Genomic DNA, 14,217 nt, shown 5'->3' on the forward strand with positions numbered 1-14,217 from the left:
GGAATGCATTTAGTAAACCGAGACTTTAACCAACGCTGAAGTGTAGTTGGATCTGCACTTATAGCTTCTTCGTACGTCATTGGAAGTTTCTTTGATTCATCCTCATTAAGATTCAAATTAAATTTCTTATTTATTTCTAAAGATAAAGTTATTCCATCTTTCAGATGCTCTCCATCTCCGCCTAAACAGCCGTAACTTGAACCAGCTCCTAATAAGAGATTATATTTTCCTTCATGTATCCCCATCAAAAGACTTTGACGATCCTGCTCTGAAACACCTAAATCAATTAGACTTTTCATACCATTATCTCCTTTGTCTAAATTTTTTAATTCAATATATTTTCTTCTTTTTAATATGACGCTAATATTTACTCTAATAAATTAACTCGAATAAACCACAGGGACTACTCCAATATAAAAATTGGATTATCATTATATCATTCCATTTCAGTTATGAAACAAAATTCTTACATGATATCCCTTCAAAGGGGAGGGTGCCGATGAAAATTAGAAATTCACCGACGAACAAAAATACCTTACTTTGAGGCGCATAACCTCACGTAGCAAGCGAATTTTTTATTGATGCATCCGAAAGTATTCTTGGTCCTAATTGATTGATAATTCTGTATTCTTAGACAAAAAATAACACAACTTACCATCGCTCTCGTGGTTTCTTTACCTGCTCCCTGTTGATTAATACACCAAGGCCTGCTCTTACCACATAGCAGACTGTCAGATTTGATTGCGCTCAGATCAACAAAATGTCAGGTCGGATATGAGTCAGTACAAATGAACAGTAGTACAAATGAATTAGAGTTGCATTTCTTTCTCTATGAAAATTTCGGCTGTAGTTGAATTCATAATAAGAGAAATAAATTTCTTGAGTTTGAATAAACGCCAGTTCCTTACAGAAACTAATAAATATGTCTGAATTGCCACGCATATCTTGACCCAGCCATCAGCCATAAATCCGCTCCACATACCGCCCACGCCCATCGCCATGCCCTAAATCCATCGACACCATCGCGTAGGCTTCCCGGTTGCTGAACCCCTGTCGCCGATAATAGCGCATCGCATCTTGCGCCCATGCGTAACGCAGGCTGTGCGGGGAATATTGCCCCTTTAGTCCGGCCAGCGCGGTTTGTGAGCGCCAGCGGTTGATGGCGCTTTTCAGATCCGGTTTATCAATCAGCCGACCGTTACGAGTATCGGCAACTGCCAGCGCCTGATTTACTGTTTGTATTAACGCTTCCCGATCCAGAACTCGCGTTTGCCGGGGCCGTCCGCCTTTGGTGCCGAATACCACCTTCAGTTGTTCGTCGCCTCGCTCCAGCGCGGTGGCCCATGTCTGGAGCGACTGCGAACATTGCACCGCTTCCTGCGAACGTAGGCCCATCATCCGAGCCAGTTGCAGCGTCAGCGCGAGTCCGGCGTCTTTCTGTTGCAGGATTGCCAGCGTCGCCTGATAGCGCTCCGGCGTAATTGCTTGCCGTGAGCCATCGCGACTAGCGCCACCTAGACTTAGCGCCTTATTGCTCAGCCGTTCCGCATCCGCCAGTTTAGTCCGCCCGGCGGTGCGCAGCATCACCCGCACTGCCGCCATTTCATTATGCAGCGTGCGCAGTGTAATTCCCTGTTCTAACCGTTCGGCGATATAGCATTCGATATGTTTCGCTTTCAGATGCTGCACCGTGCGGATCTGAATATTCAAAGACAGCAGATGACTGGCAAGCCGCCCTGCAATCTTTAGTCGGTCATGTACCGTCTTATGGCTGCCGCCAGCCTGCCGGGCCAGCGTCTGCATCTCCCGGCTTAATCGTGACATATGCTATCCCCTCCATACTCAATAACCTCTGTTCTCCGGCGCACGGTGATTCACGACACGGATTTACCGTGCCGCACTGAACAATACCTGTGCGCCGGAGCGGCAGCGGTTGAGGTATGACGGAGATATCGGTTATGCACTCGGTGCAGCCGCCTGCATCAGCAGGGTAATCCCCTCAGGCTGAAAGCCTGCCTCAGGTATCGGTTCAGTCCTCCTCTGATAAGTGGGTTGATGAGAATTGACGCAGAAAATGTGCGTCAGATGACAGGTCGCGCCGGAAAGCGCTGTGGCGTAAGGGCTGTCGCAGGGTTTGTTCGCGGCGTCACTTGCAACGGCTTTTCGCCGTATGAAGTGACGCCGCAGCCTCATTGAAGTATTCGCTGAGGCAGCAAAAGGCCGCAGACGGGTGCGCCAGCTATAAGGTTGTTACGCATCAATGCGTATGCGAAAGGCAAGAACAAACAGGATGCCGCCCTAAGGCGTTGGGATAAGGTAGCTACCATCGCCGCAGCGATCACCCGCAAACAGGTAGCGAGGCGGGTTGGGCGTCGACCACACAGGTTGGCCCTGCGCGTTGCCTTGAAGGTCGTGGCAACATGGGAGTGCTGCGTGCAGCAGCGGTGTAGCACTACAATTTACTGCGCCAAAATCCTTATATCAAGCGGCTAACGCGCTGCGCTTGTTGGCTCCTTACTGGATCTCTATTCCATAGAAATCCAGTAAGGAGCGTCTAAATCCACTGATAGGATGAAAAAAATTTTGTAAATTTTTAGTGGCTAATCCGAAGTTCTATCTCGGTACTGTTGATGCTGTCCGCTGTTATAACGCGAAGGCCAGATCTCTTCGGGGCGTTTATGCAAGGCTTCGGCGATTAAGCGTTCTCCTTTAGGCCAATGGCGCGTCAGTGTATTTGCCAAAGTGGAAGAGGCGAGTCCCGCTTCTCTGGAAACCGCAGCCAGCGTTGTGCCTTTCTTTCTTAAACCAGCAATGATATCTGCCGGATGCCAGTCTTGTTCGGTCATCGGAAGTTACCCTCGTTAGTAGTCATAAGACAGAGTCAGCGAAGTTGCCTTCTTCCGACTCAGGCATGTTTGTGTTTCTTCTTTAGGAAGTCTAAAGATAATGAATCTTAAGGAATGCTAAAGATTCTGTCAATACAGTTATTGATGGCATATCCTTATGATCCCTGAACGTCTTAAAAATGCGAGGTTACAGGCTAATCTGACGCAAGAGCAGCTTGGCGTATTAGCCGGGATTGGCGAAGAGACGGCCTATTCTCGTCTCTCGCAGTATGAGAGCGGAACGCATACGCCATCGTTCAAAACGGTTTGCGCCTTTGCACACGCATTGAACGTGCCAGAGAGCTATTTCTACACCGTGGACGATAGCTTTGCAGAAGCGATCCTGACACTGTATGCCGGTGAAACCGTTCGCTGGCAACGTACACCAGATGGCAAATAAGGGCAGGACACACATTAAGTGCGTCGCCATCTTTATAAACTCTAAAGAAAATTCATATTGAGGAATGCTAAAGATTACCGCAAGACATTAACTGCCGGTAATAACTGAATGATTCCTAAGCGTTTGAAAGCGGCCAGATTAAGAGCGAATCTTACGCAGGAGAAGCTCGGTGTACTGGCTGGTATCGAAGAGGCTACCGCCTATTCGCGTCTGTCTCATTATGAAAATGGCACGCATAAACCCACGTTTGAATTGGCCTGCGAATTTGCCCGCGTACTCAATGTGCCGGAGTGCTACTTTTACATTGTTGACGATGAATTCGCAGAAGATGTGCTGAATTTGTACCTTGAGCGCTCCCGCCGCAAAGAAAAATAACGCGTCTCCCGCCTCACACCATCACTTGCTTATGGTGTGAGGCGGGAGAAAAACACGGCCTCATATAATCACCCGATCGCCTTAAGTCCCCGGATCCCGCCTTCCAGCACGCTACCGTTGTCCGCCGCTTTCACAAAGTCAGCCCACCATTGCATCATGGGGCGACGTTGTTCCAGATAGTCGCTGCGGTTATAGGCCCGGCGTACTTCATTCTTATCCACATGGGCGAGTGCGGCTTCGATGACATCGGGTGGAAAGCTTTGCTCATTGAGCGCAGTGCTGGCAATGGAGCGCATGCCGTGTGATACCAGAATGCCGCCTAACCCGGCGCGTTTGAGCGCGGCGTTGACCGTCTGGCTATTCATTGGCTGTAACGGTTTAATGCGGCTGGGGAAAACATATTCCCGGTGGCTGCTTAAGGGTTTCATTAGCGCCAGAATCGCCAACGCCTGTTCTGACAGCGGAACGATATGCACCCGCTTCATTTTCATGCGTTCGGCCGGAATGCGCCATTCTTTAGCGTCCAGATCGATCTCTTGCCAGCGTGTCTCAGCGGCTTCGACAGGGCGGGTGAGGGTGAGAAGCTGCCACATAAACAGACAGCGGGTCGGCAACTCAATATTTGCCAGCCGCATCGTTTGCATCAGTTGCGGTAGTTGATCCGGGCGGATGCTGGGCATGTGCTTTTTCTGCGGTTTCTCGAACGCCTTGCTGATATTGACGCTGGGCGCCGCATCGATCAGACCAACGTTCATCGCATAGATCATCACCTCGTTAATCCGCTGGCATAACCGCCTTACCGTCTCCAGCGCGCCTCTGGCCTGCACCGGCTGAATAGCCTGCACCAGCGTGCGCGCTTTGATATCCGCAATGCTGATATCGCCGATGGCGGGAAAGATATCCTTTTCGAGGGAGCGTTGGATATCGGAGGCATAGTCGGCGGTGACGCTGCTCTTTTTTAACTGTAGCCAGCGTTCGGCAACGACCTTAAAGGTGTTGGATTGGGTTTCCAGCGCTTGCCGCTTTAGCGTGTGGTAATGCTCTTGAGGATCGATATCTTTGGCAATTAACGATTTGGTTTCAGTGCGGCGTTTTCGGGCGTCGGCCAGAGTGACGGCAGGATAGGAACCAAAACTCAGTTTTGCGCGCTTTTTGGTTAAAGGTCGATAGTAGCGGAATTGCCAAAGTTTGCTGCCGCCGGGTTTGATAAGAAGCTCAAGCCCGTCACCATCATACAGGGAGTAGTCGGTCTCTTTGGGTTTGGCCGCTTTGATCTCGGTATCGCTAAGCGGCCTTGTTTGCCTTGCCATAGGCACCTCCACTAAGTTTAGGCCCAACAGGAATGAGGGAAACTGCATAGAGTGCCTAAAATTGTGCCTAACAATGGTGGAAGTTACAAGATCGCCACAGCAACCAGTAGACGTAAAAAAGCCCGCAGGGCTTGCGCCGTGCGGGCTCTTAGGACTTCATCGGATGACTCTGGTAATCACCGATGGAGAATTTTGGTGGAGCTGGCGGGAGTTGAACCCGCGTCCGAAATTCCTACACCGTCGGTACTACATGCTTAGTCTGGTCTTTACATTCGCTTGCCAGCTGCGGACAGACACGCCACTAACAAACTAGCCTGATTGGATTTAACGCTTCAACCCCAGGCAGGGCATCCACGCGATCTCTTTTGGGTTTGACCTCTCTTGATCCCCGTCCTAAGAGCGGAGGCTAGGGAGAGAGGACACCTTCAGTTTCTTAGGCTGATTAAGCTGCGATAGCAGCAGGTGCGTAAGTTTCGTCGTTTGCGACTATTTTTTTGCGGCTTTTTACGAGGCCAACCGCCCCTCGGCATGCACCTTGGGTTTCGCGAATCCCGTCGAATCCAGAATCAGCCCCAAGATATTTCACTATTATAACAGAAAGATGACTCGCTAATCTACCGTTAGCGGGCGGCATTTTTCATGATGCGCGCTTTGTCCAACTTCCATTCGCGCTCTTTGATATCGTCACGTTTGTCGTGTTCTTTCTTACCCTTAGCTACGCCAATCTTGACCTTGCACCAGGCATTTTTCCAGTACAGCGACAGCGCCACTACCGTATAGCCTTCGCGGTTGACACGACCGTACAACGAGTCCAGCTCGCGCTGGTTCAGCAGCAGTTTGCGGGTACGCGTCGGATCGCAGACCACGTGGCTGGAGGCGCCGTGCAACGGAGTGAATGTGGCGCCGAAAAGGTAAGCTTCGCCATCACGCATCAACACATAGCTGTCGCTGATATTGGCTTTGCCTGCGCGCAGTGATTTGACTTCCCACCCCTGAAGTGCCAATCCCGCTTCAATCTCTTCTTCTATGAAGTATTCATGGCGGGCGCGCTTGTTGAGCGCAATGGTGGCAGAACCGGGTTTATGTGCTTTTTTCTTTGTCATAGTGCCGTCATTATACTGGTTGTCGTCGTGAATGAAATCCCTCGCCGGGATTCATACCGTTCTTTGTGAACGGGTGCGATGCCCCTCGCAGAATTTTTGTCTGACCGCTCATCGATGGTATTATTTTGCGCGTTTTATGAATCACGGAAAATTGTATGCCTAAAATCAGCCGGTCTGCGCTGGTCCCGTTCAGTGCCGAGCAGATGTATAAATTAGTGAATGATGTCTCGTCTTACCCGGCCTTTCTGCCTGGATGCACTGGTAGCCGGGTACTGTCTTCCTCCGGGAGTGAAATGACGGCGGCGGTTGATGTGTCTAAAGCCGGCATCAGCAAGACGTTTACCACCCGCAATACGCTTATTGATAACCAATGTATTTTAATGCAACTGGTGGACGGTCCGTTCCGTCAGTTGACCGGCGACTGGCGTTTTACGCCGCTGAGCGATGATGCCTGTAAGGTCGAGCTGAATCTGGATTTTGAATTCAAGAATGTGTTGATTGAAATGGCATTCGGCAAGATTTTCAAAGAATTGGCCAACAATATGGTGCAGGCGTTCACCCAGCGCGCCAAAGAGGTCTATTGTGCCTGAGATTCACGTGGAAGTGGTCTACGCGTTGCCGGAGCGTCAGTACTTACGACCGTTGACGCTGGAAGAAGGGAGCACGGCGGAGCAGGCTATTCAAGCATCCGGCCTGCTGGCCCTACGCCCGGATATCGACCTTGGCGTCAATAAAATCGGCATTTTTAGCCGCCCGGCGAAACTGACCGATGTTCTCAGCGATGGCGATCGGGTGGAAATTTATCGCCCGTTGCTGGCAGACCCTAAAGAGTTGCGTCGTCAGCGCGCGGAACGTTCAAAAAATAAGGCACGGTAACGTGCCTTATTTTTTGGGGCCAGTCAGCGAGTGTTAGCCTCGCCGGGCTGTTCACTTACTGCGTCTGCAACGTGGGCTTGTTGTCCACATTAGCCAGCTCGCCCTGACTGTTGAAGGTCAGAGTCAGCGTTTGCTGTTTCACGGCTTCGTGCCCCGGTTGCTGACGGAAGACGTAGTACCAGGTGTCTGATCCAAACGGATCCTGCAGCATGGGGGTGCCCAACGTGTAGATGACCTGCTGTTTGGTCATTCCGTTACGGATTTTGGCAACGTCAGCGGGTGCCAGATAGTTCCCCTGATTGATGTCAGGCCGATAGACTATACGTTCCAACGTGGAACAACCGGCAGTCAACATAACAACAACCACCGCGGCGACGACAGTCAGCGTTTTACAGCGCATAGTGATTACATTCCTTAAGGGCATAGGTTGCAGATGATAATAGACCTTGCCTGACTTGAAAACCTGCAAGACGTCTGTAAGACCGCGGGAATTCGAAAAAGTTGATCCTCACTATGCCGCCAGCAATTCTCTGGCGTTCGCCAGCGTGTTTTTGGTGACGGCGGAACCGCCGAGCAGGCGCGCCAGTTCCTGCAGACGTTCGCGTTTACCCAGTGGCTGCATCAGCGTTTCGGTCGCCGCGCCGTCAGTGTGTTTGCTGACGAAGTAGTGGTGATGGCCGCATCCCGCTACCTGCGGCAGATGGGTGACGCACATTACCTGAGTGGATTGCCCAAGCTGGCGCAGCATCTTGCCGACAATCGCCGCGGTCGGGCCGCTGATACCGACATCCACTTCGTCGAAAATCAGCGCCGGGGTATCCATCTTACGGGCGGTAATGACCTGGATGATGAGCGCGATACGCGACAGCTCACCGCCAGAAGCCACCTTGATCAGCGGCTGATGCGGCTGGCCGGGGTTGGTGGTGACGCAGAACTCGATGTGGTCGGCGCCGTTGGCGGTCAGTGAGTCCGGGGTGAAGGTCACATCAATCGTGAAATGACCGTGCGGCATCGCCAGCTCATGCATATTGGTGGTGATCAATTCCGCCAGTTCGCTGGCGTGCTGACAGCGTCGGGCGTGAAGTTGTTCGGCCACATGCAGGGCTTGCTGGTGGAACTCTTGCACCGCGCGATTCAGGGTTTCGTGATCGCTTTCCTGTTGTTCCAGCAATTGTTGTTCCTGCAATAACTGCTGATGGAATGCGGGTAACTCTTCCGGCGTTACGTGATGCTTGCGCGCCAGCGTCAGTTGGCGCGACAGGCGTTGTTCCAGTTCGTACAGACGAATCGGGTCCATATCCATACGATCGCAGTAATGACGCAGTTCATCGCTGGCTTCGCTGATGTGAATACTGGCTTCTTCCAGCATGGAAAATACCCCGGAGAGTTTGTCATCCATGCTCACCAGCTCCGACAATTGGTGCCTGGCGCTATGCAGCATGCTAAGCAGATTCTGGTCTTCGTTTTCGCTGAGGATCTGCAACGTCTGCTGGCTGAGGGACATCAGTTGTCCGCTGTTGGCGAGCCGCTTGTATTCGACATCGATCTGTTCGTACTCGCCTGATTGGGGAGCAAACTCGTTCAGCTCTTTGAGCTGATATTGCAGCAATTCCCGGCGAGCTTCCCGCTCGATGGTTGCTTGTTGGTGCTGCGCCAGCTCGCGGCAGCTTTGATGCCACTGCTGCCAGATCTGGCGCATGGCGCTGAGCAGTTGTGATTCATCGGCGTAGGCATCCAGCAGATGGCGCTGATGTTCCGGTTTTAGCAGCAACTGGTGGGCGTGCTGCCCATGAAGCTGAATCAGATGCTGACCCAGTTCGCGCAGTTGCGACAGCGGCACCGCCGTACCGTTGATGAAGGCGCGGGAGCGGCCGTCGGCGCTGATGACCCGGCGCAGCAGGCATTCGTTGTTGTCATCAAGCTGGTTGTGTTCAAGCCAGCGCAGCGCGGCCGGGGTATCCGCCAGCGAGAAGCGGGCGCAGATGTCGGCGCGGCTGGCGCCGGGTCGAACCATGCTGGCGTCGGAACGGTTGCCGAGACAGAGGCCGAGGGCGTCAATAGCAATGGATTTCCCCGCCCCGGTTTCGCCGGTAATGACGCTCATCCCTGCCTGAAAATCAATTTCCAGTTCGCGCACAATGGCGAAGTTACTGATTGTGAGTTGCGCCAGCATGATAGTGTCCTGTATGTAACAACAACTGTTATTACGTACAGTATAGACTGGTTTTTTGTACAGTAAAGTAGCCAGCGCCACTTTCAGAATAATTTTTTCGACCAGCCGAGCTTGCTACTCAATGTATTGAAATAACTGTAATTTTCAGGGTGAATCAGGTTCAGGTGATACTGGCTGCGTTGGATTAGCACTTCTTCGCCTTCCTGCACCGGCAGCGAGATCTGGCTGTCGCAACTGATTTCCAGATCCTGGGTGATGTGGGAAAACTTCAGCCGGATAGAGCTGCTGCTGTTGATCACCAGCGGCCGCGCCGACAAGGTGTGCGGGAACATCGGCACTAGCGCGATCGCATCCAGCGACGGAGTTAGGATCGGGCCGCCGCCGGATAGCGAATAGGCGGTGGAGCCGGTAGGCGTAGAGATGATCAGGCCGTCGGAGCGCTGGGAAAACGCGAACTTGTCGTCAATATACACTTCAAATTCAATCATGTGCGCCACTTTACCCGGGTGCAGAACCACCTCGTTGATGGCGGTGCTGCTGCTGTTGGGGTGGTTGGCGCGGCACACCTGCGCCTCCAGCATAAAACGCTGTTCGCGGATGTAGCGCCCGGCCAGCACTTCGCTTAGCTGTTGCTGGGTATGATCCGGATCGAGATCGGTCAGGAAGCCGAGATTGCCGCGGTTGACGCCAATGACGTTGATATCGTAGCGCGACAGCACCCGCGCCGCGCCCAGCATGTTGCCGTCGCCGCCGACCACCACCGCCAGGTCCGCTTGCTGACCGATTTCCGACAGGCTGCCGGTGGCGGCGTCCGTTAGCTGCAACTCGCGGGCGATCTGTTGTTCGATCACCACGCGATAACCCTGTGCGCGTAGCCAGTGATACAGCATTTCGTGGGTGGTCAAGGCATTTGGATGACGTGGATGACCGACAATGCCAATGCAGTTAAACGATCTGTTCATTTGGGTGCATTATCCTCATGAGAGCACCGGAGGCTCATGGTTTTTGGACCGATAGCCGGACCAATAATATGTGAGTGGTTCCCTTGAAACCCCGGTTTTGATCCCCATAATAAGCGAACTAGCGAGATGAATGCGAAAAACGCGGAGAATTTCATGAGTAGTAAAGAACAGAAGTCGCCTGACGAGCAAGTCTTGGATCAAAAAGGAGCAGCGGAAGGTCAGCAAGCGGATGCCGTACCAGAGACGACAGATGTCGCTGACCCGCGTGATGAGCGTATCGCAGAACTGGAAGCGCAACTGAATGATGCCCAGCAGCGTGAGCGTGAAAGCGCGTTGCGCGCCCGCGCCGAAATGGAGAACATCCGCCGCCGTGCCGAGCTGGATGTGGAAAAAGCGCATAAATTCGCTCTGGAAAAATTTGCGGGCGAAATGCTGCCGGTGATCGACAACCTTGAACGTGCGCTGGAGATGGCGGACAAATCCAATGAAGCGCTGTCGGGCATGATTGAAGGGGTCGAACTGACGCTGAAAGCGATGCTTTCCGCCGTGAATAAGTTCGGCATCGACGTGGTGGCGGAAGTGAACGTGCCGTTTAATCCGGAAATTCATCAGGCCATGACCCTGCTGGAATCAGCCGATCACGCGCCGAACCATGTCATGATGGTGATGCAGAAGGGCTATACCCTGAACGGTCGTTTGCTGCGCCCGGCGATGGTCGCGGTGTCCAAAGCCAAGGAATAATCGTTGCCGGCTTTCTCCGGGGAGCGGCCAGCAGGCTTCTTCCCGGATTGTGAATCTTCTTCCCGGATTGTGAATGTGGCCTTGTTGCTCTTTCCCTCCTTTTATTCCCCTTCGTTTTCTCTTGCTGGCTTCACGACAGCATTTCCCGGTTGCTTACACCGTTTTTTCTGTCGTTATCGCATGGAAACCGTTTAGTCGCGTGATGCTGTACCGATCGTTTTTTTGTTTATATTTTGTTAATCTTTACGTATTAAAACGTGTGTCGTTTGTCGGGTGAATGCATCATTATCATAACCTATCAGAGCAATCATCACTGCCATTCTAAATGCACTTGATAATCATTATCAACTTTGCGAGAGTAATAAAACAATAGTGTTAGAAGGGTTACTCATATGCCGGGGAGTCGTGTAGTGGAGTCAGTCAGCCGTACGTCGCGGAAGCTCAAGCTTTCACTGATGGGGCCGGCTTTTATCGCGGCGATCGGTTATATCGATCCCGGTAATTTCGCCACCAATATTCAGTCGGGCGCCGCCTATGGATATCAGCTGTTGTGGGTGGTGGTGTGGGCCAACCTGATGGCGATGTTGATTCAATTGCTCTCCGCCAAACTGGGGATCGCCACCGGCAAGAATCTGGCGGAGCATATTCGCGATCGTTTCCCGAAACCTGCTGTCTGGGCTTACTGGGTGCAAGCCGAAATCATCGCTATGGCGACCGACCTGGCGGAATTCATCGGCGCGGCGATCGGTTTTAAGTTATTGCTTGGCGTGTCGCTGCTGGAAGGTGCGATCCTCACCGGCATTGCCACTTTTCTGATCCTGACGCTGCAGCAACGTGGGCAAAAGCCGCTGGAGATGGTGATCGGCGGGTTGTTGCTGTTCGTGGCGGCGGCCTATATCGTCGAGCTGATTTTCTCTCGCCCGGAACTGTCGTCGCTGGCGAAAGGCATGGCGATACCGAGCTTGCCCAATTCCGACGCGGTGCTGCTGGCAGCCGGCGTACTGGGCGCGACCATTATGCCGCACGTAATTTACCTGCATTCATCGCTGACACAGCAACAAAGCAACATAACCCGCGCCGAACGTTATTCCGCCACCAAGGTGGATGTCGCGGTGGCGATGACCATCGCCGGGTTTGTGAATCTGGCGATGATGGCGACGGCGGCGGCGGCGTTCCACTTCAGCGGCAACACCTCGATTGCCGAACTGGATCAGGCGTATCTGACGCTGAAACCCTTACTGGGGCAGGCAGCGGCGACTATTTTCGGCCTGAGTCTGGTGGTGGCGGGGCTGTCGTCCACCGTGGTGGGAACGCTGGCCGGTCAGGTGGTGATGCAAGGGTTTGTGCGCTTTCATATTCCGCTGTGGGTTCGCCGCGTGGTGACCATGCTGCCGTCTTTTATCGTGATTCTATCCGGCATGAACCCGACCCGGGTGCTGGTGTTGAGCCAGGTGCTGTTGAGTTTCGGTATTGCGCTGGCGTTGATTCCGCTGCTGGTTTTTACCGGCAACCGCGAACTGATGGGGTGCCTGGTGAACAGCCGCCGGGTACAGAACCTTGGCAAGGTGATCGTCTGTATGGTGATTGCGCTCAACCTGTATCTGCTGCTGGATACGCTGCTGGGTTAACGCGCCCGCCTGTTCTTTGCGACGCCTCCGCCGGTTATGGGCGGGGGCGTTTGTCTTTTCGGTTCCGACTTTTCTGCTTTCATCTTACGATCACGTGCATTCCGGCAAGCTCCGTCCTATTATCTGGGACTGATTTTTTGATACAGAGATTCAATGATGTCGTCGCCCATTACTATTCTTGATAAGCAACTGTTATCCGATCACTGGTTTGTGCTGCATAAATATGTGTTCGATTTGAAACGTAAGAATGGCGGCATAGTGCGCCAGATGCGGGAAGTGTATGACCGCGGCAACGGCGCCGCCATCCTGCTTTACAACCGTGCCCGGGGGACGGTGGTGTTGACGAGACAGTTCAGGATGCCGACTTACCTGAATGGCAATGAAAGCGGGATGCTGCTGGAAGCGTGCGCCGGTTTGCTGGACGATCAGTCGCCGGAGCAGTGCATCCGAAATGAGGCGATCGAAGAAACCGGTTACCAGATCGGTGAAGTGGAAAAGTTGTTTGAAGCCTACATGTCGCCGGGCGGCATCACCGAGCTGGTGCATTTCTTTGCCGCGGAATATGACGATTCACAGCGTAAAACGAACGGCGGCGGTGTGGATGATGAGGATATCGAAGTGCTGGAATTGCCGTTTAGCGAAGCGCTGGCGATGATCAAGGACGGTCGTATTCGTGATGGTAAAACCATCATGCTGCTGCAGCACGCGCAGATTAAAGGTTGGTTCGCCAACGTGCGTTAACGGCATACGAAAACTGTAGATGACAAGGGGCCGGCAGGCCCCTTGTTGTTTGTGGCGGAACCCTATTTACAACCGGGCGGCTAGCAAATCTTCCAGCTTCTGCTGGTCGGCGGCAAACAGGCGGATGCCTTCGGACAGTTTCTCCACCGCCATCGGATCCTGATTATGCTGCCAACGGAATTCGGTTTCCGACAGCGGCGCCGGCTGATGGAAGCCTTCGGTTGACGGGCTGAGAATGCGCTCCACCGGTGCGGTGCTGTTTTTTAGCTGTTCCAGTAACGGCGGGGCAATGGTCAGACGATCGCACCCGGCCAGCGCCAGAATCTGCTCCACCTTGCGGAAGCTGGCGCCCATCACGATGGTGCGATAGCGATGCTGTTTGTAGTACTCGTAAATACGCCGCACCGACAGCACGCCCGGATCCTGTTCGGCATCGTAGTCGGCGGAGGGTTGTCTGGCCTGATACCAGTCGTAAATGCGGCCGACAAACGGCGAAATCAAATAGACGTTGGCTTCCGCGCAGGCGCGGGCCTGTGCAAACGAAAACAGCAGCGTCAGGTTGCAGTTGATCCCTTCTTTTTCCAACTCTTCGGCGGCGCGGATCCCTTCCCAGGTGGCCGCCAACTTGATCAGAATACGTGAACGATGTACGTCCTTTTCCTCGTACATCGCCACCAGTTTACGTGCTTTAGCTACACACATACCGCGATCAAACGACAAGCGGGCATCCACTTCGGTGGAGATCCGCCCGGGAATACTCTTCAGCACCTCGGCGCCGATGTTGACCGCCAGACGGTCGCTGGCGTTGATGAGTAGCGTTTCTCTGGATCCGCCCTGCTGGCGGGCGTAAGCCAGCGCATCGGCAAACAGCGGCTGGTAAGCGGGCAGGCTGGCGGCTTTTAGAATCAAGGATGGATTGGTGGTGGCATCCTGCGGTGAAAAGTGGCGAATAGATTCGATATCGCCGCTATCTGCCACTACCACGGTGAATTGTTTCAATGCGTCTAGTTGGTTCATGGCTTG

16 protein-coding genes and 1 other RNA gene are annotated in these 14,217 nt (G+C 53.1%); 7 read left to right on the forward strand and 10 right to left on the reverse strand.

Annotated features, from left to right (window positions below):
* The 3 genes from DXXMK7_RS22780 to DXXMK7_RS21595 form a co-directional block, all read right to left on the reverse strand.
* Positions 1 to 299, reverse strand: a 299-nt coding sequence (locus DXXMK7_RS22780; protein ID WP_193745934.1) for a hypothetical protein, incomplete at its 3' end; no start/stop codon positions are given.
* Positions 300 to 957: 658 nt separating this feature from the next.
* Positions 958 to 1,824: an integrase domain-containing protein gene (locus DXXMK7_RS03840; protein WP_038917937.1), complete on the reverse strand. Its 867-nt coding sequence runs from the start codon at positions 1,822 to 1,824 to the stop codon at positions 958 to 960.
* Positions 1,825 to 2,600: 776 nt separating this feature from the next.
* Positions 2,601 to 2,846 (reverse strand): helix-turn-helix transcriptional regulator, encoded by a 246-nt coding sequence (locus tag DXXMK7_RS21595; RefSeq protein WP_071605155.1) that lies wholly within the window; start codon positions 2,844 to 2,846, stop codon positions 2,601 to 2,603.
* 157 nt (positions 2,847 to 3,003) lie between these two features.
* Between DXXMK7_RS21595 and DXXMK7_RS03845 the strand changes: the two genes are divergently transcribed.
* Positions 3,004 to 3,285 (forward strand): helix-turn-helix domain-containing protein, encoded by a 282-nt coding sequence (locus tag DXXMK7_RS03845; protein WP_038917938.1) that lies wholly within the window; start codon positions 3,004 to 3,006, stop codon positions 3,283 to 3,285.
* Positions 3,286 to 3,393: 108 nt separating this feature from the next.
* A complete protein-coding gene (locus tag DXXMK7_RS03850) occupies positions 3,394 to 3,660 on the forward strand; it encodes a helix-turn-helix transcriptional regulator (protein WP_015854887.1) in 267 nt (88 codons plus the stop codon).
* Positions 3,661 to 3,728: 68 nt separating this feature from the next.
* Here DXXMK7_RS03850 and DXXMK7_RS03855 read toward each other — a convergent pair whose 3' ends face one another.
* The 3 genes from DXXMK7_RS03855 to smpB all read right to left on the reverse strand — a co-directional run bounded on the left by DXXMK7_RS03855 (position 3,729) and on the right by smpB (position 6,073).
* Positions 3,729 to 4,970 (reverse strand): integrase domain-containing protein, encoded by a 1,242-nt coding sequence (locus DXXMK7_RS03855; protein WP_038917939.1) that lies wholly within the window; start codon positions 4,968 to 4,970, stop codon positions 3,729 to 3,731.
* Positions 4,971 to 5,163: 193 nt separating this feature from the next.
* Positions 5,164 to 5,544: a transfer-messenger RNA gene (gene ssrA / locus DXXMK7_RS21600) on the reverse strand.
* A 46-nt stretch (positions 5,545 to 5,590) separates the two neighbouring features.
* The gene (gene smpB / locus DXXMK7_RS03860) at positions 5,591 to 6,073 is read right to left on the reverse strand and encodes an SsrA-binding protein SmpB (protein WP_016942314.1); all 483 of its coding nucleotides are present in this window, start codon (positions 6,071 to 6,073) and stop codon (positions 5,591 to 5,593) included.
* A gap of 155 nt (positions 6,074 to 6,228) precedes the next feature.
* Between smpB and DXXMK7_RS03865 the strand changes: the two genes are divergently transcribed.
* Both DXXMK7_RS03865 and DXXMK7_RS03870 read left to right on the forward strand, forming a co-directional pair.
* A complete protein-coding gene (locus DXXMK7_RS03865) occupies positions 6,229 to 6,663 on the forward strand; it encodes a type II toxin-antitoxin system RatA family toxin (RefSeq protein WP_038661915.1) in 435 nt (144 codons plus the stop codon).
* Complete coding sequence (locus DXXMK7_RS03870; protein ID WP_038917941.1) at positions 6,656 to 6,949, forward strand: RnfH family protein; 294 nt, start codon at positions 6,656 to 6,658, stop codon at positions 6,947 to 6,949. The genes DXXMK7_RS03865 and DXXMK7_RS03870 overlap by 8 nt, the downstream gene beginning before the upstream one ends.
* A gap of 55 nt (positions 6,950 to 7,004) precedes the next feature.
* Here the strand turns inward: DXXMK7_RS03870 and bamE are convergent, their stop codons facing one another.
* The 3 genes from bamE to nadK form a co-directional block, all read right to left on the reverse strand.
* Complete coding sequence (gene bamE, locus DXXMK7_RS03875; RefSeq protein WP_038917942.1) at positions 7,005 to 7,349, reverse strand: outer membrane protein assembly factor BamE; 345 nt, start codon at positions 7,347 to 7,349, stop codon at positions 7,005 to 7,007.
* A 111-nt stretch (positions 7,350 to 7,460) separates the two neighbouring features.
* A complete protein-coding gene (gene recN / locus DXXMK7_RS03880; protein ID WP_038917943.1) occupies positions 7,461 to 9,122 on the reverse strand; it encodes a DNA repair protein RecN in 1,662 nt (553 codons plus the stop codon).
* 83 nt (positions 9,123 to 9,205) lie between these two features.
* Positions 9,206 to 10,084 (reverse strand): NAD(+) kinase, encoded by an 879-nt coding sequence (nadK, locus tag DXXMK7_RS03885; protein ID WP_038917944.1) that lies wholly within the window; start codon positions 10,082 to 10,084, stop codon positions 9,206 to 9,208.
* Positions 10,085 to 10,237: 153 nt separating this feature from the next.
* Between nadK and grpE the strand changes: the two genes are divergently transcribed.
* From grpE to nudK, 3 genes are all read left to right on the forward strand, one after another.
* On the forward strand, positions 10,238 to 10,825 hold the full coding sequence (gene grpE, locus DXXMK7_RS03890) for a nucleotide exchange factor GrpE (protein ID WP_038920803.1): 588 nt from the start codon (positions 10,238 to 10,240) through the stop codon (positions 10,823 to 10,825).
* Between the two features lie 392 nt (positions 10,826 to 11,217).
* The gene (locus DXXMK7_RS03895; RefSeq protein ID WP_049842636.1) at positions 11,218 to 12,453 is read left to right on the forward strand and encodes an Nramp family divalent metal transporter; all 1,236 of its coding nucleotides are present in this window, start codon (positions 11,218 to 11,220) and stop codon (positions 12,451 to 12,453) included.
* A gap of 156 nt (positions 12,454 to 12,609) precedes the next feature.
* Complete coding sequence (gene nudK, locus DXXMK7_RS03900) at positions 12,610 to 13,194, forward strand: GDP-mannose pyrophosphatase NudK (RefSeq protein ID WP_038917946.1); 585 nt, start codon at positions 12,610 to 12,612, stop codon at positions 13,192 to 13,194.
* Positions 13,195 to 13,260: 66 nt separating this feature from the next.
* Here the strand turns inward: nudK and tal are convergent, their stop codons facing one another.
* Positions 13,261 to 14,211 (reverse strand): transaldolase, encoded by a 951-nt coding sequence (gene tal, locus DXXMK7_RS03905; RefSeq protein ID WP_038917947.1) that lies wholly within the window; start codon positions 14,209 to 14,211, stop codon positions 13,261 to 13,263.
* Positions 14,212 to 14,217 lie beyond the last annotated feature (6 nt).

The organism is Dickeya sp. MK7, from assembly GCF_000406305.1.
Taxonomy (GTDB): domain Bacteria; phylum Pseudomonadota; class Gammaproteobacteria; order Enterobacterales; family Enterobacteriaceae; genus Dickeya; species Dickeya fangzhongdai.